This is a genomic window from Pseudoalteromonas xiamenensis, assembly GCF_030994125.1.
GTDB classification, from domain to species: domain Bacteria; phylum Pseudomonadota; class Gammaproteobacteria; order Enterobacterales; family Alteromonadaceae; genus Pseudoalteromonas; species Pseudoalteromonas xiamenensis_B.
This window is the reverse complement of sequence record NZ_CP099917.1, coordinates 1,086,226-1,106,278: the sequence shown is the minus strand read 5'-3', so window position 1 is coordinate 1,106,278 and position 20,053 is coordinate 1,086,226. Positions and strand designations below refer to the sequence as shown.

Genomic DNA, 20,053 nt, shown 5'->3' with positions numbered 1-20,053 from the left:
TGATACTTAGTTAGGCTTGATAGCGAATTGTGCTTGGATCATGCCTGCTTGATAAAACGTCGTTGGGTGTTCAAAACCCGATTTCATCATCAACTCGTTTAACGAGTCTCGGGATAAAATTGCCACATCCGTGGTGTAGGCCTGTCTTGCCTTGTCGATAAGTTCTTGTGATAAATCCGCGTTCATCATCAGTGTGATCCAGAAATCCAGTAAAACTGCATAGCGGGTGTCGCTTGTGTCTGCGGTTAGGTCGGCATTTATCAACAAGCCTCGAGGTTTCAATCGCAGCGCAATTTGCGCAAAAAAATCACTACGAGCTTGCATATCCATTAGAAAGTGAGAAACCAACAAACTGGTTGCAGCGTCATGACGAGTTGATTCACCTAAGCTATCTAGAAAACCACAATGAAACGTACAGCGTTCATATATATCCAATTCTTTCGTCATTTCAATACACCGTTCCATCATGTTTTTAGCTGGTTCTACAACGGTAAAACGAAACGAAGGAAATCGTTGTGCTAAATGCGCAATTTCTCTGCCAGTACCCGCACCAACACAAAGTATAGAAGCGTTCTTTGGTCGATTTTTTAATAAGGACTCCATAAAAAAATACAACGTATTGGTAATCGGGGCCATGCGACTCCATTGTGTGTCGTAGTTCGGTGCCATCTCATCAAACGCTTGGACTATTTCATCTTTGTTCATCTAATCGCTCTCTTTTGTACATATTAATTAATGTAACAATTATAGTTACATGATGTTGTGCTTTGCAATACATGTAACTTTAAAAGTTTCTTGATATACTGTGTCTAATTCACGTTATTGGAGCGTATTTTGAGAAAAGACAGTCGGTTATCTCGGGTATTACATGCATTGGCACACATGTCTCATCTTGGTCGTGCTGTGACTTCAGAAGAAATGGGAAAGATGCTCAACACTAATCCTGTGGTGGTTAGACGGACGATGGCGCTTTTAAAAAAAGCGGGTTATATCACTTCTGTTAAAGGACATAACGGTGGGTGGTCGTTGATTGGCGAATTGTCAGAAATAACCTTGTTGGATATTCATCGAGCGCTTGGTGAACCCACTATATTTACGATTGGGCTATCTGACGAGCACACCGAATGCCTGATTGAAAAAGCAATCAATGAATCTTTAAGTGGTGTAATGGCTGAAGCTCAATCACTCATGTTGAGTCGTTTCGGTGAGATAACGCTTGATTTGATTGCAAATATTACCCCGCCAAGTGAATGAGAGGCAAATAGCTCGATTGCGCAGAGGCATGTATTGTTTGCGAATGACTAAATAGAACGCGAATAAGCATATGGACGCATCGATTGAATAGGTTAATTATTTACAATAAGTAAAAACTGATTGTTTTTAAATCGATATTATCAATTATTTGTTTATTTACTATGCTAGTCCCACACCACAACTAAGGTGTAGGAGAAAAATATGTTTGAGAATATTGGTTGGATTGTTGAGGCAAAACTGTGTCAGGGTAAGAAAGCTGAATTCGAGGCCGTTATGTCGGAGATAGTTGCCAAAACGCGCGAAGAAAAAGGCACATTAAACTATCAATATTACCTTTCTGACGAAGGGGATGTGTTGGTGTATGAACGCTTTGCGGATGTGGACTCTGCCCATATTCATGTCAGTAACTGGGATACTTTTGCCGAACGTTGGGTTGCGGCAGCGACACCTACTCGTATGGTTCATTTAGGGGAATTACCCGAAGATCTGCGTGCACGACATAGTGCATTAGCACCTTTATGGCTAAAGCCTTTCGGTGGCTTTGCTCGCTCAATTCAATCTGAAGTTTAATTATTCTAAGGAGACATAAATGGCTTATTATTCAGTTTTAGATGTAACACCGACAAGTGATAGTTGGATACCAGAGTACATTGCGCCTGCAAATCGTCTAGTTGCTCAATATGGCGGAAAATACATTGCTCGAACATCCAGTCATGAGCGATTGGAAGGTCAGGGTGACACACCTGCGCTCAGAATCATCATTCAATGGCCATCAAAGCAAGCGGCAATTGATTTTATGAACGATCCTGATTATTTACCACATTTAAAAGCACGAACAGAAGGTTCGGTAAGTAACCATTACTTGATTGAAGGTATTGACGAACTTGCGTGATCTAAGGTGTGCGTAGTGTGAGTAAAAAGAGATAGTTTAAACGTGGACTTTAATAGATTGGCTTGATGGATTTAGGCTTAGAGACATACGAAGAAAATAGAACATTTGTGCGGTGAAAACACCGCACAATCAGGGCTTGGTAAGCTTAGATAACTTCTACGTCGTCAGCTTGTAAACCTTTAGCGCCTTGAGAAGTTGAGTAGCTTACTTTTTGGCCTTCAGCTAGAGTTTTGAAACCGTCGCCTTTGATAGCACGGAAGTGAACGAATACGTCGCCACCGTTGTTATCTTGAGAAATGAAACCAAAGCCTTTTGACTCGTTGAACCACTTTACTGTACCTGTTAACTTAGACATAAATATAAACCTATAATAAATAATTAAAAAATTATGTTTGGTGTAGACTTGAATTTTACAAATGTAGCTAGATTTAGGTTTTATTTAGTAAAACAGAATATAGCGAACAACAAATAACTCAGACATCTTCAAACGACCTCCACTATACGCGTTATTTTTCTAATGTCGAGAGGTTTTGTACAAAAAACGCGCAAAAATTAATAAAAGTCATCATCGAAACACACTTTTTTTAAAAAGCATTCTGTTTTTCCACAAAAATCTAATTTAATGATTGGTTTAATTGAATATATTGGTTCGCGTACAGTTGAACTATCGGTGTCGTGATTTTTGCAAAGTCATGGAAATGATTTGTTTTTACATTGGTGTTTATAGCGAGTGAAAGTTGAAAAGCGGGGACCACAACGAGAAAGCACTGCGCGCCGCGTGATACCCCACCATGATGATAGTAATCAACCAACCCAATTTCAGCACCTAAATCAAGTTGACCTTTTCGCCAGCCGATAGCGTAATTTTGTGGATTCACTTGGCCATTGTTTAACGTTTGAGGCGACCAAAATTGGTCTCGTATGGATGCCGGGATAAACTCGTCTTGCAACATACTTTGTCCTAATGTTGCTAGATCTTCGGATGTCGAAATCCAACCACCACCGGCAAGGCGATGACTTAAATCAACATCGCGCCAAACACGTAAAGAGGCGGGAGTGGCTTTCGGATGCCAATAAAATGTGGCGAGATGTTGTGCAGTTTGATTACGCACTTCATACTCTGTCGCCGTATTGGTTAACTGCAAAGGGTCAATGACAGATTGCTGCATCCACTGTTGGTATGGCATGTTTGCACGAACTTGCATCACATCACTTAATAAAACCGTCCCTAAACTTGAATATTCAAACCGCTCACCGGGTTCAAAAAGTAATTCACTGTCTTTAAAAAGGCTAACTGCGTCATGCACATCGTCAAAGTGACGGTCAAGTCTGATGCTGGCAAGCAAACCACTTAATTGCGTGTTTTCTCCATAGTGTGGGATACCTGCCATGTGTGAGGCAAGTTGGCGTGGTGTCATATTCGCCCACAGAGGATTTGGCAAATCACGATAGATTGCATCAAGCGGCGTATCTAACGTAATTAGGTTTGCTTTTATGAGCTGCGCAAGACCAACCGAGGTAAGTGCTTTAGACGTACTCCCTATGCGAAATTGCGTTGTTGTGGTCATGGGTTGTTGTGTTTCAATGTCGGCCCAGCCAATTGCCCCGCTCCAAACTCGATGATTGTCTATCGCAATAGATACGGTCATACCGGGCGCCTGGATATCCTTTTGGTGCTGTGCAAGTAGGTCAAGTGATTGTGTGGCAACGGATTGATAGCGTCCGTCATACAACTCGGCGTTTTTCGGGAGGTTACCCTTTAGTTCGAGCCAGCCCCAAAGTGGCATCGGTAGTTTTTCTTTGTGGCTGTAAAAACCGTAAATTGGTTTTAAATACAACCCAATAATCAACAAGACAAGCAAGAAAATGGTTTTCTTAAAGTGTTTCATGTGTTCCATCCATATTCATAATGTTTAGCGCTATCTTTATGAATTGAATGAAAATAGTCTTATCAAAAATGAAAAAAGCTGCGCAATTTTAAAATTGATCACGAAATTCTGTCGGCGTTATCTTCATTTGTTGCTTGAACGCTCGATTGAACGACGCAATGGAACCGTATCCCATGTTTAGGGCTAACGTTAGAATAGGTGTCTGTTTAAATTTCGGGTCTTGTAATTGAGCGCAAATAGCAGGGATCCGATAGCTATTTAGGAAATGGGAAAAGTTGCTATATCCCAACGATTGATTAATCAGCTGCCTGAGTTGATGTTGTGGTACTCCAAGTTCATCCGCAAGCAACGTAATCGTAAGATTTGAACGCGTGTAAAACTCGGATTCCATTAAAGTCTGGAGCGCTGATAGTATCGGATTGTTTGCGGGGGGCAGGGCGGGAATGTGACCTTTTCTTGTGACGACTCGACCGCAATTTCGGTGCGCTTTACTCTATATAATACGGAAAAACTGGTGGCTGCAAGTACACAGGCGGAGTTGCAAAGGCTAAATAGCCAATGATCTTTAATACTACTAATCGATAATTCGAAAACGGTTAAGATCCCCATATATAGTGCGCAGCCTAGGACTAGCATAAGCCGAAACTTTCTGCGAGCATCGATTAAATCATCTTGGTAACCTGATATCCCCAAAAATAGGGTGCTTATCAATAGAATCAAACCGACCGCGTGATTTATGTCATGCAGTGGGTGGTTTGCGGTCGTGAATAGAAAGAAATAGCACATCAAAATAGACCAGAAAACGAGCGTCCAAGTTGCCCATTTAGGATAACGAGAAAAGGGAAGGTCGGGTTTTAGCTGCGTGTAAGCGAATAGCAAAATTGCCGTAGCACTTAAATCCGTAAAAAGTAACAGTGGACGTCGAAAAAGTCCGTAGTGATGGTCTGCAATTGGGGCTGTCAGTAAAAGATAGGAAATCGCGGTCACGATTAACAAACTTTGAGCGCATCGCTGCAATACGCTTGTCTGTTTAAACGCGAGTATAACAAGAACGAATAACTGCCCAACAGCTGCAAATCGAAAGAAAAGGTCGACAATTTGGTCGGAGGATAATGAAATCATCAAGAGTAATTTAAAATCGTTGCTAAGCGCAGGCTAACAAAGTTATCTGTAGTAACGCAATGAATCATCTGATTTTTTAACGTACACTGTCGTGGTCATTTCAAATCAAGGAGGGCAAATCCAATGAACGACCTAACCGCCACAACGGGGCTTGTCGCTATCTTAAGTGCAATGTTGTTGTCTCCATTGTGTTTAGCCGAAGCGCCCATACAGGTTACTGAAATTGTTAAGTCCACACACAGTTGGGATGGCACAGTACTCCCTGCTTATCCACAGGGTCAACCTGAAATTCAGATATTGAAGTTCACCATTGCAGCAGGAGCGACACTGCCACTTCATCAACATCCAGTGATCAATGCAGGTGTGCTGTTGAAAGGAAAACTACACGTTGAGAAAAAAAGTGGTGAAGTGCTGATTTTAAATCCAGGAGACCCTATCGTTGAAGTAATCGACACATGGCACTTTGGCCGCAGCATTGGTGAAGAAGCTGCAGAAATCATGGTGTTTTACGCAGGCATTGAAGGCAACCCCATCACCTTGAAAGCGAAATAAGTGAACTTATCTATAGTGTATTTGAGGTTAAATACAACAACCTTATTTGGGTCGATACATAGTATCGAGACCCGGAATGTTTTGCTCCCAAATCGGTATATCATCGCCTAGATAATGGCGCACTGCATCTAAAAAGAGCCTCGTTCGTACTGGCAAATCTCGATGTGGGTAAACGGCATACATCGCACTGAAATCAGGAAGGTGTACGTCAGTGAGCATTGGAACGAGGTTGTTGGCGTCAATGTGTTTGGAGAAGAAAAACGCAGGCGTCGTAAAGTACGCGGTATGCGAAAGCACTTTTGCGAGTAACGTTTCACCATCATTAGAACGAAATACGGGGTTGATCACTTGCTCTTTCGGCTCACCATTACTGTCAATGTAACTGATGGATTCAAAGCGAATGTGCGAGTTGGTATATACCGCGGCTGGCAATTCAGCTAAGTCATCCATTGTTTTTGGTTCACCGTAAATGTCGATAAACTTTGGTGTCGCCAAGATGAGCATGCGGATCCTCGCGAGTTTACGCGCGACAAGCGACGAGTCTCGTGGCTCACCAATACGAAATGCGATGTCAAAACCCTCAGAGATAATATCAACAACTCGATCGTCAAGTCGAAGCTCGACATTGACCTGTGGAAAACGTTTCTGAAAATCGTTGATAACGGGCATGAGGTAGTGCTTGCCAATGTAGTTGGCGGCCGTGATGCGCAGCAATCCTCTCGGTTCTTGGTGATAGTTTTCGGCCATTTGGACGGTATCTTGTAGCAACATTCGCAGCTCGGCGGCTTTTTTCACCATCTCCGCTCCAGCGGCTGTCAAGGAAAAGGAACGAGTGGTGCGATTGAGTAGCCTGACTCCTAAGTCTTCCTCTAGCTTACTTATTTGCTTCGAAATCACCGAACGATCGATATTTCGAAGCTCAGCGGCTTTTGAAAAAGAGCCTTGCTCGACGACTTCAAGCAGCATGATGAGACGACTGGTTGTATCCATACTTACCTAACCTATACACAATAGCGCAAAACATTGATGCGATTCTGGCACTAATAATAGCAAAAAACTACTGCAACCCTAGGATTTATCTGAGGTTTAGCGATCTTTTAATGTATAGGTCATTCGTCAGGTTTCTTTTAACGGCGCTTGTTGCATTCGTTCGCAAATGATTTAATAGCAAAATATGCAAGAGTTGTTAACGAACGGAACATATCGGCACAACTTGAGTAACAGCCGCAGGACTAAGTCGGCAAATAGGTAAGAAACAGGAACATCATGTTATCAGCTAACACAAAGATGTACGCAATTGAGCTTGTAGAAAGTGGTCCACAATTAGAACTGGTAAAGGCCGAACACGTGATGCCCGAACCCGGCGACAATGAATTACTGGTTGCCATTGAATATGTTGCACTAAATCATTTGGACGCAAAACTCGCTCGAGATGGTTTTGAACAGTGGGAATATCCTCACATTTTGGGCCTTGATGCGGTTGGCACTGTGGTGAAAGCGGCCAAAGGCGTTTTTCCTGCAAAAGGATCTCGCGTCGTATTCAATGTGTGTTTGTCGCAGCAAGGCATGTTGCGTGAATACGCGGTCATCCCAAATCATTCTGTTTCTGAAATCCCTGATTCTGTCGGCAGCGAAACTGCGGTGACATTGCCAAATGCGGGTATGGCCGCGCTGTTAGCAATAGAAAAATTGCAAATACAACAAGGCGATACGCTTGCTATCAATAGTGCACAAGGTGCCGTGGCGCACTTCGCTATTCAATACGCTAAAATGCGAGGCGCTCAGGTCTTTGCGTTCGCGCAAAAGTCTCATCATAGACGGCTACTGTCGTTAGGTGCGGATTTCGTATTTGATTGTGAACAAAACAATATCTGTGAACAAGTCAAACGCGAAGTTGGTAATGGTGGTTTTGATTGTGTGCTAAACACCCAAGGTGGCGCCTCCTTTTTGCAAGATTTACAGCGTTTACGATTCTGTGGTCGCATTGTGTGTTTAAATGGTTTTGGCGAGATCCCCGAGCGATTGCTGTTTGAGAAGGCGCCAAATATCGGCGTCGTTTCGGTGGCTGGTGCGTGGCTTGCCAATAGCTTGTGCGCGCAGCAGAGATTGTGTTTTATGGGCCAGCAACTGCTTAACGATGTTGCAAGTGGAAAAGTTAAATCTCCAGAGGTGTCATTAATTGACTTTGACGTGAGCGCTGTACGTGATGTGTTGTCGCGTTTACTCACGCAAACCTGTCAACAACGACCCGTGATTAAAATCCCTCATCAAGTGGATTAAACGAAATAGAATCATGAGCAAAAAAGCGCGATATCAAGAATCGCGCTTTTTTGCTATTAACGTCAGTAATACAACGGCGTGAATTGGGGTGGTCAAAAGTAGCTAGAGTAGGACAATGACAAGAAATCCAGACCTGGATTTGGCTTTTTAAAGCCAGCGTTAGAATAGTGCATGTAACGCAGTGCTATATTGGCTTTCCCTAAACTATAAACTAGACCTAATCTATCTTCAAACTGATAGTGTGTACTCACATCCTTGCCCGCAAATTGGGTGTCATCAAGTAACGCGGCGCCGATACCAAATTCAACAGACAATGGCCTCCCATTGATTTCACTAAACGGGTAACGGAACACCGGCGTAACCGCTAAAACAAAATTGCGATCATGATTATTGTCATCACCATAACGCCAAAAGTTGACGCTACTTTCAAAGAATAAGTCCAAATGTTGCCAATCCTCTGGCAAAAACGCTTTCGCATGATATTGATAGGCTAATTTAACTCCATCGACGTCACCTTCACCGTGAATAAAGTGAACCGCATAACCGTGGCGTTCTTGTGCCATTAGAGAAAAGGATAGGAGTAATAAAATAAGAGCAGAGATTAGTTTGTTTACAGTGTACATACTTCGCGTACCTATATCTAAAAGGACGCGCATTGTTTCTGTTTTTTGTGATTAGATCTGTAAGCAAAATAGCACCATATTGGTGATAAATTTGCATCAATTGGCTAATGCGTTGTTTTTTCTTATTTTGTTGTTGTGTGCACAAATGGCATCAATCAAGTGCCGCTTTGCGTCTTTTTCATCATGAAATACAAGAGTAACATGGCCTCATTGAATAAACAGGGGAATGTTATGACACACATATTTAAAGTTTTATCTTTATCAATTTTATTAATTTTCAGTAGTTTAAGTTTTGCTGCTGGTTCGTCTCAAACAGCCAGTTCCACACCATATGTGCTTATTCAAAATGTTGGTAATCAACTGTTTAGCGATATTGCTAAATTGAACGAGTTAGACGAGAAGACAAAACGTGAACAGTTAAAGGTATTAATAAAAAATCAGCTTATGCCTCACATTGATACAAAGTTTGTGTCGTTTAAGTTGCTTGGTAAACATGTAAGAGAAATTAAGAAAGAACAGGCTGTTACATTCATAGATGCGGTAGAACAATATTTGGTTGGTACATACACCAACGTATTAATGAGCTACAAAGGTCAGGATGTGCATTTTATTGAACCTGTTTTCGATGCTGCGAGTCAGTATGCTTCTGTAAAATCAGAGATTGTAGCTGAAGGCGCACCGACGATTGACATGATTTTCAAGTTCCGTAAAAGTAAATCGGGTCAATGGCAAGTTTATGATATTGAAGCAGAAAGTATTTCATTGCTGAGCGCGAAACAAAAAGAAATTGTATCTCGTATCAGTGAAATTGGCATTGACGCCGTGAGCAAAGAGTTGATTGCTAAGAGCTAACAGCGTGAATAGCGGAATAGGCGCCGCTTAATAAAAGAGCCTGTACGTTCCAATGTTGTTGTAAGTTTTGTGTTTGAGGCGGGCAAGTCAAGATTGCTTCCCCTGTGAATCGTTTGTCCGCCTTTTTTCTCCACGTTTTATCTTCCCTTAAATTGTTCATTATTCTCTTGATATTGCGCCTTTACTTTATCAATAAACACTTTCGATTTTGCAGGCAAGTAATTACGCGATACGTATAGTGCGTTGAGTGGCGAACTTGGAAATTCATATTCAGGTAGAATTTCAACTAAGTTTCCTGCACGTAAATCATCGACAAATGCCCATCTAGGCCCTAGATGCATGCCTCGTCCAGACAAGACAAGTTGATGTATTGCCTTAACGCTGTTTACCGTAAACGTACCGCTAATTGGTTGGGAAAAGACCTGACCGCTTTTCACCATTTGAAGGTTTTTGGCATTAATCGAGTTACGATAGAGGATGAAATGGTGATTTATCAACTCAACAGGAGTGGATGGTAGCCCTTTTTCTTTAACGTAATTTGGAGACGCGACTAATACACGCGATACATCGCCTATTTTTCTGCACATTAAACTGGAGTCTGGTAATAATCCAATTCGAATCGCGACATCGATCCCTTGCTCTTTTAAATCGGTAAAGTCAGAGCCTAGCACCAGTTCTACTTCCAGCTGAGGATATTCTAGTGTCATAGCTTCAAGCACGGGCATGACAAATCGGATCCCGAAGTCATGAGGTGCAGCCACTCGTAACCGGCCAATAGGGATTTCCGTATGGGCGCTGACGTATTGTTCAAGGGCATTTTGTTCATCAATAATGTGCCTCAAACCTTGATAGTAAATTTGTCCAGCATGTGTGGATGTGGAGCTACGGGTTGAGCGTTCAATCAGTTTGGTCGTGAGTTTTTTCTCAAGTGATGCAATCCGTCTACTGATGATCGATGGATCGCCACCAATATGTTCAGCAACAGCTTTAAAACTGCCCATTTCAACCACAAGAAGGAAAAGTTGTTCATTTGAGTAAGATTTCATCTTTTAAGTGCATTTTTTGCATGTAATAAATGAGAAAATAGCGAATACCTAAAGTTTAAGCAACAAACTACACTTTACCTCGTCATAAAATACAACGAGGAAAACTCATGAACACATTGAACGCTATCGCACTAGTTACGGGCTCTGCACGCAATATGGGACGCGCTTTTGCGCTGGCCTTGGCTGAAAAAGGGAATGATATTGTGGTGCACTATAACAGTGAAAGTTCAAAAGCAGACGCACTAGAAACGGTTAGTATGATTGAATCATTAGGGCGTAAAGCAATGCTCGTTCAAGCTGATTTAACTCAACCAGCTCAGGTAGAGGGCTTGTTTAAGCAGATCCAGAATGAATTCGGTCGTTTAGATATTGTCGTGAACAATGCGGGGAAAATCGTCAAGAAGGCGTTTGTAGAATATAGCTTGGACGATTTTGACAACTTGTTTAGCATCAATGCTCGAGCAAGTTTTATGCTATTGCAGGGCGCGGCCAAGATGTTGAGTGACAATGGTCGAATCATCAATATTGGTACTTCATTATTGGCTGCATTTACTGGGCATTATGGGCTGTACGCCGGCTCAAAAGCGCCGCTTGAGCATTTTACCCGCGCGCTGGCGAAAGAGTTAGGAAGTCGAGGTATCACGGTGAATATGGTCGCACCGGGTCCAATTAATACCGCGTTCTTCCATGGTCAGGAAGACGCAGGGACGGTTGCTTATTTAAGTGCGGCAAGTGTACTCGGTCGCTTGGGTGAAATTGACGATATTGTGCCGGTTGTGACGTTCCTCGCGTCACCTGAAGCGAAATGGATGACAGGTCAAACTTTGCTTGTGAACGGTGGTTTTGTTACGCGTTAAATGTAAGAAGAAGCGGTAAGTACAACCGCTTCTTGATTCGTTAATTCAAATCACGGTGTTTGAATATGTAAATCGGCTTCTTCCTCGGAGGAAGCCTGATGAGAAAGACGATATTGATTAGGCGTAAAGCCTGTGTGCGATTTGAACGCGCGCGTGAATGGACCAACCGAAGCAAAGCCGCTTTCAAGACCCACAACAAGGATTGACCAATGCTGTTTGTCCGGATCTAGCAACAAACTACTCGCGTGTTCAATACGTAGTCTATTAACGAAATCATTAAAGTTTTTGGCATTGAGCTGATTTCGAAGCGCTTTACTTATACGGTATTCAGACACATTAAGTTCTCGTGCGATATCAACGACTTTCAGGTTTGCTTGTAAAAAGCGTTGTTCATCGACTATTAGTGCCAAGATGGCTTTTGCAAAATCGTTCTCTTCTTCCTTTTCAATGAGGGTTAACGAGCGGTTCTTTGATTCTTCCGCCTCATCGTGCGTAACGCTCAATGTCGTTTTGGAAGCTAGAGATGATCTTCTTCGCCAATAAACCAAAACCTGTGTGTTGATGAGAACCGTAAGTGTAATTAAGCCGACACTCCAATCCGTAGCAGCGGGATCATCAACAAATAGGCTGTTAGATACAGTACTTAATCCAATGGCACCCATAATGGTGACTAAGTAGAATGTGCGCTGCTTTTTCTCAAGTTTATTGGCTTGCTGAAACCCTCTAAATCCTTCCCAAATCATAAGCACTAAAATGCACGATGAAAGTAATCCGATTAGCTCGCCTAAAAAATGATGTGTAAATGACGAAGAAAATTGAATGTCGTAAAGATTAGAGACAAACAGGTAACCTTGATTAAACATAACTAGGCACGCAATGGATGCAGCCATGATCAAATGTGGCAGTGCGATGGGGGACTTTTCTCTAAATAAACAGCGAGAGAGCAGCCAATACACATTACATGTTGCACACGTTGTCATGCCAATGAGATATTGGTATGCGCCAATTTGCTCGCCCGTGATTTTCTTTAATGCCACCATGGCCACCGAACCACAAAAGACGGCAAACAACACATGCATCGTGCGTTTTTGCTTTATGGATATTTGAGTCAGTAGCAGGGCAATTGCAACAACGAGCAAGAGCATATAGAGATTGCTTTGTGACATGAGCGGCCATTTTCCAAACGAAACTTGGGTCTATGGTAGCGAATGATTTTTTGCAACTCAAATCCACTTTGTAAGCAAACTTGACGCGATTATCATGTGCCGAATTTCAAATTCGGTGCGACGTTGCCGTGTTTTTATGTCACTTTTCATTTTAAATCAATGTATTAATGGAAGGTGTTAAAACATGTTGATGTCACAGACTAAGCTGCTACCGTCATTCTCAATCGACTCCATCTTGGATGGTGTGGTTAAAAGTTGGGTAACAATCGTTTTGATAGGGCAGTGGATGTTCGCACTGTATATTTTTATTTTGTACGCGATGCCATCACTTTTAGGTTCACCAGAACTAGTGTCTAAATTATCCCCTGCAACAGGAATGAAAAAATCTTTGGGTGCAGATTTGACGGTACTCTTCGTCCATATTTTGCCTGCAATCATGATGGCTGCAAGTGGCTTGCTTCAATTATTTCCTCGACTTCGTAAACAATATCCTTCCTTTCATCGCTGGAATGGACGTGTCTTTTTTGTTCTCGCACTCAGCGGGGCATTTACTGGTATGTATTTAACTTGGGTTGCAGGACTACGATTGAGTGATATTGGGGCGATGGGCGTGAGCTTTAACGGAATGCTAATCCCCATTTTTATTGCTTTGGCGTGGTACACTGCGGTTACCAAGCGATTTGCCGCACATCAACGTTTTGCAATTCACAGCTTTATTTTAGTCAACGGTGTGTGGTTTTTCCGATTGTACTTGATGGGCTGGTTTGTCATCAATCAAGGTGCAAATGGTAATACGAATAAGATTGATGGTCCGGCTGATATCGCGATTTCATTCCTATGCTATTTAATGCCCATGGCTATCGTAGAATGCGTTTTGTTTGCTAAGCGCTCGACAAAGATGAGTGTAAAATGGATGGTCACGATGTTCGCATCACTTGGTGCGTTGATCACCATAATTGGCGTCGGCTCTGCTGTGCTGTTAATGTGGTTTCCTCGAATTCAATCGGTATTCAGTGCACTTTGAACGTGATTCAATAGAAAATCAGGTGGTGTAAACCACCTGATTACACGTTCAATCGTTGAGTTCCATATCCTAAATAAGGCCGCTCTGGGTTGATGATTTAGTATTTGCGCTCACCTTTAACGTAGGTGTTAAGTACATTGACGCGTTTAATTTGTGCGGGGGTGAGTTCAAAGAGATTTTTATCCAATATGATGAAATCTGCTTCTTTGCCAATTTCAAGAGAACCAACTTTGTTTTCTTGGCGCATTGCATAGGCTCCCGAAAGAGTATATGCCTTAATCGCTTCTTCAAGACTGATAGACTCTGGAGCGCGGCTTAGTGCGTTTGCTATCCCAATAAACGGGTTTAACGAACTTACATTCCAGTCGCTACTGAGTGTCAGTGTCGCGCCATTATCGGCAAGACTTGCGATAGGGACTAGGTGATCCGCCCGTTCTGCACCGAGTAAGGGTTCCATTTCTGACCAATGTGCGGGTTGCGTAAAGTCACCTGCAACTTGTGCATCCGCTATCACGCCAAGTTGTTTGAAGCGCTTATAGTCAAGTGGATCGACAACCTCAACATGGGTAATGCGGTGTCTAGCTTTACCCGATGTCACGTTTTCAATCGCATTTAATGCTTCGTGGATCCCTCTGTCGCCAATGCCATGAATATTAAAGTCAAAGCCTACTGGCTCAAGGGCATCTAGGTATTTTTCCAAACGAGCTTGGGTAAAGTAGTTCAGTCCTTTATCTTCGGGTAACTCCAACCAGCTTTCTTGGTATGGCGCTTTCATTGCTGCGGTGGTGTTAACCAGTATGCCATCCATATAAACTTTGATTTGATCCACTTTTAACATGGGACTGTAATTGGCGTTGTAACGCTTCTTCAGTTCCTCAATTTGACGCGCATCGTTTGCGTCTGGATAGGCCCAAAGTCCTAGGCTGACACGCAGATTCAACGCACCGTCGTGTGCAAGTTGTTGCCACGTATCAAGCTGGCCTCGTTGCCAATAAACGCGAGCATCGCTTATCGATGTTACACCGTGTTTTAGCAATTCTGGTTGTGTATATTCAACAAACCCTTGGTAATTACGCTCTCCTTCTGAGCCAATCGCTTGCATTGCGATGTCCATCACCAAATTGCCTGCATTGTCGTAAAGAACGCCATCGAGATGTCCTGCTTGGGTTCGACCTAACACGCCACCAATCGGGTCATTACTGGCTTGATTGAGATTTGCCAATGCGAGCGCTTTTGAATTGACCCACATGGAGTGCGAGGTCTGCTCCATAATGATAATCGGTCGCTCAGTGGAGACCTCATCTAAAATTATGCGTGGTGATTGAGAAAGTGCGAGTAAACCATCTATATTGTGACCGTATCCGATTAGCCAGGGTACAGATGGGTTTTTCGCGAGCGCATCGGCGACGATGTCTTGATACTCTGCGACAGAGGCATATTCAGGCAAGGAAAAATGCGTTGCATCTGACGCGGATTCGAGAGGGTGGATGTGCACATCGTGAATACCTGGCATCACCATTTTGCCATCAAGATCGTGAATGACGGTTTTTGGCCCAATCAACTTAGACGCTTCTTCAGAGCGGCCAACAAAAATGATTTTGCCATTTTTTGTTGCCATGGCCTCAGCCCACGGTTGAGACTCATTAACGGTGTAAATTGATGCGTTATCAAATACTTGATCGGCATAAAGTGTTGCCTCACTTAACGAATTCATGTTTCCACCACAAGCAACAAGCGTGCAAGTAAGGGCAAATGTGGTTGTCATCATCATTTTGGTACTCATGTTTTGTCTCCTAAAGATGTGAACAGCCTAACGGAGTCTAGGTAACCGAAAGGTAACGGGGGACATGACGTATCCGAATTGTAGGTCGCAATCTTGAACATAACGAGCTAGCATGCAAAAAGAAGCTCATGTTGTGTTGTTTGATATGCTTATTTTGCTCGTTGAAGATGACCGCGCACTTGCGGCAAATACCATTGATTTTTTGCATCATGAAGGTATAGAAGTTGATTATGCCGATTCAATTACACACGCACAGCACATCGCAGATGGGCAACTGTATGATGCATTTGTTTTGGATGTTGGATTGCCCGACGGTGTTGGCTTTGAATTGGCGCGTTATTTTCAGCGCTCGCATCCGACGGTGCCTATTTTGTTCCTAACGGCAAATAGCCTTTTAGAGGCAAAGCTCGAAGCATTTTCGCTTGGCGCACTCGACTATTTAACTAAGCCCTTTGAGCTTGCAGAGTTAGCCATCCGCATAAAGTTGCTCTGCGTAAAGCGGCAAGATAGCCTCCATCAAGTTTTTAGATTGGATGATTTAGACGTCGACTTGGCAAAACGCATCATCAGGCGTAGTGAGCGAGTGATTACCTTGTCTCCACAGCAATGGACTTTGTTAACTTTACTTATTGAACACGCACCAAATCCAGTGAGTAAAACGCGAATATTGGAACGTGTTTGGCCTGAACAAGACGCCAGTATCACGATGTACAAAACACTCATTACGCGCCTGCGTAGTAATTTGTCGCTAGAACACGAGAAGCCTTTACTGCACACGTTAAAAGGGGTAGGAGTGGTACTGCGTGATTAAACAACAGACCTTGCATCGCTTTTTACAAATTAACTTGCTCGTACCGTTTGCTTTGTTTGGCCTGCTTTGGCTGTGCATTGCTACTCAATTTTATTGGTCCGCGTTGGACGAAACCGCAGAATATTATGTGTTCGAGGACGCATATCAATTTGTTGAAATCCCAACACGCATTAAAACGTCGTTTCGTATCGTGTCTGATGAGGTGGAGGACTTTCCTCCGGAGATTCAAAAACGCTTCAAGAATCTCGCTATGCCGATAGATGAGGTCCAGTATCTTTCAACCCAAGGACACGACGTTTATTACTTGAAGCATCATCCAAGTAAGGGGCTTGATGCGGTTTTCGTGTTGCATCAATTTGCAAAAGCGGACTCGCAAGACATTCGGCCTTTATTGTTGGTGATCATGTTGATTAGTTTATTGTGTTTCGCACTTTGGCTACTTAGCGTGATTCAACGAGTTCGAGCACCGTTGGCGCAATTTACACAGAATATTCAGCAGGGGCAGGAGAACGCCTTAGTAAAATTCGAAGAGTTCCAATCTGCACAGAACATTACGCTCGCGGCACTGGCGAGTCAAAAGCAACAAATTGAGCAGCAGAAGGCATTTGCGAGCTTTTTAAGTCATGAAGTAAGGCACCCAATCACTAAACTGGGTCATCAACTTGCTCAATTTGATCACATGGATGAGCTGTCCATTGAAACACTTAAGCAAATAGATGCATTAAAAACAACACAAAAAGAAACGGTGCAACTCAGTAATACCATCTTAAATTTGCTAGATGTTCATGCGCCTGATGAGAAAACAAGTTGCAGTGATTTAGTGATTGAATTGTTTAACTGGGGAAATTCGACGCCGTTTCCATGCCAGATAGACACCCAGTTTGAACAGTTTCCTGTGTCGTTAAACACGGAAGATTTTGCCTTACTATTGAACCAAGTAAATACCAATATGCAGCGCTACGGTAGTGGGAGTTTAAGAGTTAGATTGAACACCAATGAGCTTGTATTTGAAAACGATATAGCGTCAGGAAGGGTTACAAGCCAAGGGTTTGGTGTAGGTCTCTTTATTGTGCATGCGGTTGCTCGTAAAATGGGGTGGCGAGTTGAATCCACGACGGTCGGCGAATGTTTTCGTTTGATACTGAACTTTAAGTAAATAGATGAATAAAAAATGAATAAAAGGAATAACGATAAAAGAAAACATTTCTTGACGAGCAATCTTCCCTGTTTGATGGCTTTTTTCGCGCTTTGTATGGCCAGTTTAGTATCGGCAGCAGACTATCGAATAAGCCCTAATCAAGTTCTGCAAAGACAAGATGTGTACCTTCAGCTTGACCCAAGAGAAGAAGGTTATTCTGGTGAGACAACATTGTATTTATCGTTTATTAAAGAGACTTCTGAAGTCGCGTTTCACAGTAAAGATTTGCAACTTGAATCGGTGACACTCGTACAAAATGAGCAATCGACATCCTTAGCTCTGACTCAAGCAGACGCGTTTGATGTTGTTAGACAAAAGTTGGTCAGCCCCGTATCGGGCAGTGCTAAGTTGATTGTCCATTTTAAAGGGCAGTTTTCCAATTCGGTCGAGGGATTGTTCGTACAACGAACGGAAGGTAAAAAGCCATTTATCTTCTCGCAGTTTCAAAAAATGCTTGCAAGACGTGCGTTTCCAACGGTGGATGATCCAAGTTTTAAAACACACTTTGCCTTCACGTTAGACATTCCAAAGCAATACCAAGCGCTTCATAATACGGTTTCCGTAAAAGAAGAAATTAAAGGCGAACGCAAAGTCGTTCACTTTAAACCGACACCAAAACTGAACACCGATGTACTTGCGGTTGCGGTAGGCGAGTTTAAATTCACCGAATTTAATGAAACGCAATTGAAATCCCGTGTATTTAGTCCTGTTGATAGAGATGTCTCGGTACCTGTGGTTTTTACGGATGTACTCAACCGCACCGTTGCAGGTATCGAAGGTTACCTAAAAAGCCCATTTCCATTTGAGAAACTGGATTTCTTTGTGGCGCCAATAGAGACCCTCTCGGGTATGGAAAATGTTGGATTGGTTGCGCTTAATCCCAATCAGTTTCCCGATGATGACGATGGTCAAAGTCACTGTGAATTTACTAAGTTGGTTGCGCACGAAGTAGCGCATATGTGGTTTGGTAACTCAGTGACAATCGGTTGGTATGACGATTTTTGGTTGAATGAGACATTTGCTGAGTTTATGGCCGTGAAAATCGTTCGACGTCATTTCCCTGAATTTGCATCTTGTACTTACGGCAGAAAATCAAGGCTTTACCATTTTGATACAAATTCAGTAGCGCCAATGCGGGCTAAGATGCAAAAGCTTGGTGACAACATCCCCATGGATGATTTTCATTATGTCAAAGGTGTTGCGGTACTTAATATGGTCGAGCAGTTGATTGGCGAAGATGCCTTGTCAGGGGTGATGCAAGCCTATTTTGCAGAGAACCAATATGGCAACGCCAATACGAATTCGTTTCTCAGTAAATTGAGCGCTTTTCCTCTGGCACAGCAGCTGGTGGACAGTTTCACCTCACAGTCCAGTTACCCGTTAATCACATTAAAAAAGACGGATGGGGGATTTTTGTTAGAACAATCGGACTTTAATGGTAATTCGGATAAACAGTGGACTGTGCCTGTGTTCGTGAAAATCTGGAATGGGCAATCGATGCAGTCAAAACGATGGGTTATTTCTGGTAAATCGTTAGAAATAAAGAACATACCAAAAGGAAGTCGTCTTTGGCTCAATGAGGATGACAAAGGTTATTACCGCTTTTTCGATGCTTCAGGGCAAGATAGTCAGTTACTTGCGAAGCTCAATGAACGCGAATGGGAAGTCTATTTTGATAATGTGGATGCGCTTGCGGAGTATGGTTATATCGATTTCCAAGTGTATCTTGAACAGCAATTGAACACGATAAACACAATGCCAAAGGACAGTCGAGCGGTGTCTATTGCGTTGTCGGCATTGACCGATGCGTTTGTGTCGACCATACCTGCCGAAAAACAGGTCGAGTTTAGTGCCTACTTGAAAACAAGATTGCCACACATTGAGGATTGGTCCAAGGTCGCGGCGTTATCTACAGCGCAAAGCTGGTTGTCATTTTATGGACTCTACTTACATGACAACAGGGTGTATCAGTATGCTCAGCGCCAGTATGCTGAGTCGGATTTTTTGCACTCAGACAATCTAGAGGCAATGGTAAAGGTACTGGCATTTAATGCCAATAAGACCCAGTACCTTGCGCTTCTCGGGTTGTTTGAAAAAGCCGATGCTGAGTATAAGGATGTGCTCTTAGATTCATTAGGTTATGTGTCAAATACAGAACACGTTAACCTGTTTTACGACTTACTCTTGAGTGACGCAACGTTGGGATTTGCTATCGGTTATCGCTTCCAATACCCAGCATTTCAGCCGCGATTTAGGGCGCATGTCGCGCAATTTTTTGCAACCAACCAAGCGCGAGTTGCAACACGTTTGGCGCAGGATGAACTGCAATGGATGCCATACAACTTTATGACCGCATGTTCTGAAAAAGAACGAGATTTAGTTATTGAAGCGTTTTCGCAATGGCAGCAAATTCCGGGATTAGCAGCAAAAGAGCAAGAAATAGTTGAACGGATCCTCGCGTGTAGTGGTAATGCCCAAAAAGCATTGAACAGCATAAAGACAATTTTATCGCGTTGAATAAAATGAGCTGGTCGTACCAGATTTGTTCTAAATCAACGTTTCGAGCACTATCGCTTGAGGTTTTTTAACTAAAATGAGTTACTGGATAGTGCGGTATAAAGTTAACGAAGTCAGTCGTTTTAGCAAAGTCGATGGCGGTAGATGTTTGTGTTATGCCGCCTGAACAGAATAAAAAAATGCCAAT

21 protein-coding genes are annotated in these 20,053 nt (G+C 42.8%); 11 read left to right on the top strand and 10 right to left on the bottom strand.

Annotated features, from left to right (window positions below; all coding sequences use genetic code 11):
- Positions 1-6 precede the first annotated feature (6 nt).
- Positions 7-705 carry a class I SAM-dependent methyltransferase gene (locus tag NI389_RS05085; RefSeq protein WP_308361844.1) on the bottom strand — a complete coding sequence of 233 codons (699 nt, stop codon included), beginning with the start codon at positions 703-705 and terminating at the stop codon, positions 7-9.
- A 129-nt stretch (positions 706-834) separates the two neighbouring features.
- Between NI389_RS05085 and NI389_RS05080 the strand changes: the two genes are divergently transcribed.
- From NI389_RS05080 to NI389_RS05070, 3 genes are all read left to right on the top strand, one after another.
- Entirely contained in the window at positions 835-1,254 is a 420-nt protein-coding gene (locus NI389_RS05080) for an Rrf2 family transcriptional regulator (RefSeq protein WP_308361843.1), read from the top strand.
- A 201-nt stretch (positions 1,255-1,455) separates the two neighbouring features.
- A complete protein-coding gene (locus NI389_RS05075) occupies positions 1,456-1,824 on the top strand; it encodes a putative quinol monooxygenase (RefSeq protein WP_308361842.1) in 369 nt (122 codons plus the stop codon).
- A gap of 19 nt (positions 1,825-1,843) precedes the next feature.
- Positions 1,844-2,146: a DUF1330 domain-containing protein gene (locus NI389_RS05070; protein WP_308361841.1), complete on the top strand. Its 303-nt coding sequence runs from the start codon at positions 1,844-1,846 to the stop codon at positions 2,144-2,146.
- Between the two features lie 145 nt (positions 2,147-2,291).
- Here NI389_RS05070 and NI389_RS05065 read toward each other — a convergent pair whose 3' ends face one another.
- The 4 genes from NI389_RS05065 to NI389_RS05050 form a co-directional block, all read right to left on the bottom strand.
- Positions 2,292-2,501 carry a cold-shock protein gene (locus tag NI389_RS05065; protein WP_208843844.1) on the bottom strand — a complete coding sequence of 70 codons (210 nt, stop codon included), beginning with the start codon at positions 2,499-2,501 and terminating at the stop codon, positions 2,292-2,294.
- Positions 2,502-2,760: 259 nt separating this feature from the next.
- A complete protein-coding gene (locus NI389_RS05060; protein WP_308361838.1) occupies positions 2,761-4,035 on the bottom strand; it encodes a serine hydrolase domain-containing protein in 1,275 nt (424 codons plus the stop codon).
- Positions 4,036-4,123: 88 nt separating this feature from the next.
- Complete coding sequence (locus NI389_RS05055) at positions 4,124-4,426, bottom strand: helix-turn-helix domain-containing protein (RefSeq protein WP_308361836.1); 303 nt, start codon at positions 4,424-4,426, stop codon at positions 4,124-4,126.
- On the bottom strand, positions 4,426-5,157 hold the full coding sequence (locus NI389_RS05050; RefSeq protein ID WP_308361835.1) for a hypothetical protein: 732 nt from the start codon (positions 5,155-5,157) through the stop codon (positions 4,426-4,428). The genes NI389_RS05055 and NI389_RS05050 overlap by 1 nt, the downstream gene beginning before the upstream one ends.
- Before the next feature lie 123 nt (positions 5,158-5,280).
- Here NI389_RS05050 and NI389_RS05045 point away from each other — a divergent pair, with 123 nt between their 5' ends.
- Entirely contained in the window at positions 5,281-5,709 is a 429-nt protein-coding gene (locus NI389_RS05045) for a cupin domain-containing protein (protein WP_308361833.1), read from the top strand.
- 42 nt (positions 5,710-5,751) lie between these two features.
- Here the strand turns inward: NI389_RS05045 and NI389_RS05040 are convergent, their stop codons facing one another.
- On the bottom strand, positions 5,752-6,699 hold the full coding sequence (locus tag NI389_RS05040; RefSeq protein WP_208843840.1) for a LysR family transcriptional regulator: 948 nt from the start codon (positions 6,697-6,699) through the stop codon (positions 5,752-5,754).
- A 276-nt stretch (positions 6,700-6,975) separates the two neighbouring features.
- Between NI389_RS05040 and NI389_RS05035 the strand changes: the two genes are divergently transcribed.
- Positions 6,976-7,989: a zinc-binding dehydrogenase gene (locus tag NI389_RS05035; RefSeq protein WP_308361830.1), complete on the top strand. Its 1,014-nt coding sequence runs from the start codon at positions 6,976-6,978 to the stop codon at positions 7,987-7,989.
- A gap of 92 nt (positions 7,990-8,081) precedes the next feature.
- Here NI389_RS05035 and NI389_RS05030 read toward each other — a convergent pair whose 3' ends face one another.
- Positions 8,082-8,645: an acyloxyacyl hydrolase gene (locus NI389_RS05030; protein WP_308361828.1), complete on the bottom strand. Its 564-nt coding sequence runs from the start codon at positions 8,643-8,645 to the stop codon at positions 8,082-8,084.
- A gap of 198 nt (positions 8,646-8,843) precedes the next feature.
- On the opposite strand from NI389_RS05030, the gene NI389_RS05025 reads away from it, so the two are divergent.
- Positions 8,844-9,464: an MlaC/ttg2D family ABC transporter substrate-binding protein gene (locus NI389_RS05025; RefSeq protein ID WP_308361826.1), complete on the top strand. Its 621-nt coding sequence runs from the start codon at positions 8,844-8,846 to the stop codon at positions 9,462-9,464.
- Positions 9,465-9,601: 137 nt separating this feature from the next.
- Here the strand turns inward: NI389_RS05025 and NI389_RS05020 are convergent, their stop codons facing one another.
- Entirely contained in the window at positions 9,602-10,510 is a 909-nt protein-coding gene (locus tag NI389_RS05020) for a LysR family transcriptional regulator (RefSeq protein WP_308361824.1), read from the bottom strand.
- 107 nt (positions 10,511-10,617) lie between these two features.
- Between NI389_RS05020 and NI389_RS05015 the strand changes: the two genes are divergently transcribed.
- Positions 10,618-11,367: an SDR family oxidoreductase gene (locus NI389_RS05015; RefSeq protein WP_308361822.1), complete on the top strand. Its 750-nt coding sequence runs from the start codon at positions 10,618-10,620 to the stop codon at positions 11,365-11,367.
- Positions 11,368-11,417: 50 nt separating this feature from the next.
- On the opposite strand, the gene NI389_RS05010 is transcribed toward NI389_RS05015, so the two are convergent.
- On the bottom strand, positions 11,418-12,533 hold the full coding sequence (locus NI389_RS05010) for a helix-turn-helix domain-containing protein (protein WP_308361820.1): 1,116 nt from the start codon (positions 12,531-12,533) through the stop codon (positions 11,418-11,420).
- Between the two features lie 184 nt (positions 12,534-12,717).
- On the opposite strand from NI389_RS05010, the gene NI389_RS05005 reads away from it, so the two are divergent.
- Positions 12,718-13,557, top strand: coding sequence for a DUF2306 domain-containing protein (locus NI389_RS05005; protein WP_308361818.1), 840 nt, complete (start codon positions 12,718-12,720; stop codon positions 13,555-13,557).
- Between the two features lie 97 nt (positions 13,558-13,654).
- On the opposite strand, the gene NI389_RS05000 is transcribed toward NI389_RS05005, so the two are convergent.
- On the bottom strand, positions 13,655-15,340 hold the full coding sequence (locus tag NI389_RS05000) for an amidohydrolase (protein ID WP_308361816.1): 1,686 nt from the start codon (positions 15,338-15,340) through the stop codon (positions 13,655-13,657).
- A gap of 112 nt (positions 15,341-15,452) precedes the next feature.
- Here NI389_RS05000 and NI389_RS04995 point away from each other — a divergent pair, with 112 nt between their 5' ends.
- The 3 genes from NI389_RS04995 to NI389_RS04985 all read left to right on the top strand — a co-directional run bounded on the left by NI389_RS04995 (position 15,453) and on the right by NI389_RS04985 (position 19,866).
- Positions 15,453-16,151, top strand: coding sequence for a response regulator transcription factor (locus NI389_RS04995; protein ID WP_308361814.1), 699 nt, complete (start codon positions 15,453-15,455; stop codon positions 16,149-16,151).
- Positions 16,144-17,307 carry a hypothetical protein gene (locus tag NI389_RS04990; RefSeq protein WP_308361812.1) on the top strand — a complete coding sequence of 388 codons (1,164 nt, stop codon included), beginning with the start codon at positions 16,144-16,146 and terminating at the stop codon, positions 17,305-17,307. The genes NI389_RS04995 and NI389_RS04990 overlap by 8 nt, the downstream gene beginning before the upstream one ends.
- Before the next feature lie 96 nt (positions 17,308-17,403).
- Positions 17,404-19,866 (top strand): M1 family aminopeptidase, encoded by a 2,463-nt coding sequence (locus NI389_RS04985; RefSeq protein ID WP_308361810.1) that lies wholly within the window; start codon positions 17,404-17,406, stop codon positions 19,864-19,866.
- The last annotated feature ends 187 nt before the right edge of the window (positions 19,867-20,053 follow it).

What these genes read in the sequence shown, in the direction of transcription:
- NI389_RS05025 (WP_308361826.1), top strand. Translation starts at nt 8,844, where the DNA reads ATGACACACATATTTAAAGTTTTATCTTTATCAATTTTATTAATTTTC.
- NI389_RS05065 (WP_208843844.1), bottom strand. Translation starts at nt 2,501, where the DNA reads ATGTCTAAGTTAACAGGTACAGTAAAGTGGTTCAACGAGTCAAAAGGC.
- NI389_RS05075 (WP_308361842.1), top strand. Translation starts at nt 1,456, where the DNA reads ATGTTTGAGAATATTGGTTGGATTGTTGAGGCAAAACTGTGTCAGGGT.
- NI389_RS05005 (WP_308361818.1), top strand. Translation starts at nt 12,718, where the DNA reads ATGTTGATGTCACAGACTAAGCTGCTACCGTCATTCTCAATCGACTCC.
- NI389_RS05085 (WP_308361844.1), bottom strand. Translation starts at nt 705, where the DNA reads ATGAACAAAGATGAAATAGTCCAAGCGTTTGATGAGATGGCACCGAAC.
- NI389_RS05050 (WP_308361835.1), bottom strand. Translation starts at nt 5,157, where the DNA reads ATGATTTCATTATCCTCCGACCAAATTGTCGACCTTTTCTTTCGATTT.
- NI389_RS05000 (WP_308361816.1), bottom strand. Translation starts at nt 15,340, where the DNA reads ATGAGTACCAAAATGATGATGACAACCACATTTGCCCTTACTTGCACG.
- NI389_RS05020 (WP_308361824.1), bottom strand. Translation starts at nt 10,510, where the DNA reads ATGAAATCTTACTCAAATGAACAACTTTTCCTTCTTGTGGTTGAAATG.
- NI389_RS05055 (WP_308361836.1), bottom strand. Translation starts at nt 4,426, where the DNA reads ATGGAATCCGAGTTTTACACGCGTTCAAATCTTACGATTACGTTGCTT.
- NI389_RS05060 (WP_308361838.1), bottom strand. Translation starts at nt 4,035, where the DNA reads ATGAAACACTTTAAGAAAACCATTTTCTTGCTTGTCTTGTTGATTATT.
- NI389_RS05070 (WP_308361841.1), top strand. Translation starts at nt 1,844, where the DNA reads ATGGCTTATTATTCAGTTTTAGATGTAACACCGACAAGTGATAGTTGG.
- NI389_RS05015 (WP_308361822.1), top strand. Translation starts at nt 10,618, where the DNA reads ATGAACACATTGAACGCTATCGCACTAGTTACGGGCTCTGCACGCAAT.
- NI389_RS05035 (WP_308361830.1), top strand. Translation starts at nt 6,976, where the DNA reads ATGTTATCAGCTAACACAAAGATGTACGCAATTGAGCTTGTAGAAAGT.
- NI389_RS05030 (WP_308361828.1), bottom strand. Translation starts at nt 8,645, where the DNA reads ATGCGCGTCCTTTTAGATATAGGTACGCGAAGTATGTACACTGTAAAC.
- NI389_RS04995 (WP_308361814.1), top strand. Translation starts at nt 15,453, where the DNA reads ATGCAAAAAGAAGCTCATGTTGTGTTGTTTGATATGCTTATTTTGCTC.
- NI389_RS05040 (WP_208843840.1), bottom strand. Translation starts at nt 6,699, where the DNA reads ATGGATACAACCAGTCGTCTCATCATGCTGCTTGAAGTCGTCGAGCAA.
- NI389_RS05010 (WP_308361820.1), bottom strand. Translation starts at nt 12,533, where the DNA reads ATGTCACAAAGCAATCTCTATATGCTCTTGCTCGTTGTTGCAATTGCC.
- NI389_RS04985 (WP_308361810.1), top strand. Translation starts at nt 17,404, where the DNA reads ATGGCCAGTTTAGTATCGGCAGCAGACTATCGAATAAGCCCTAATCAA.
- NI389_RS05045 (WP_308361833.1), top strand. Translation starts at nt 5,281, where the DNA reads ATGAACGACCTAACCGCCACAACGGGGCTTGTCGCTATCTTAAGTGCA.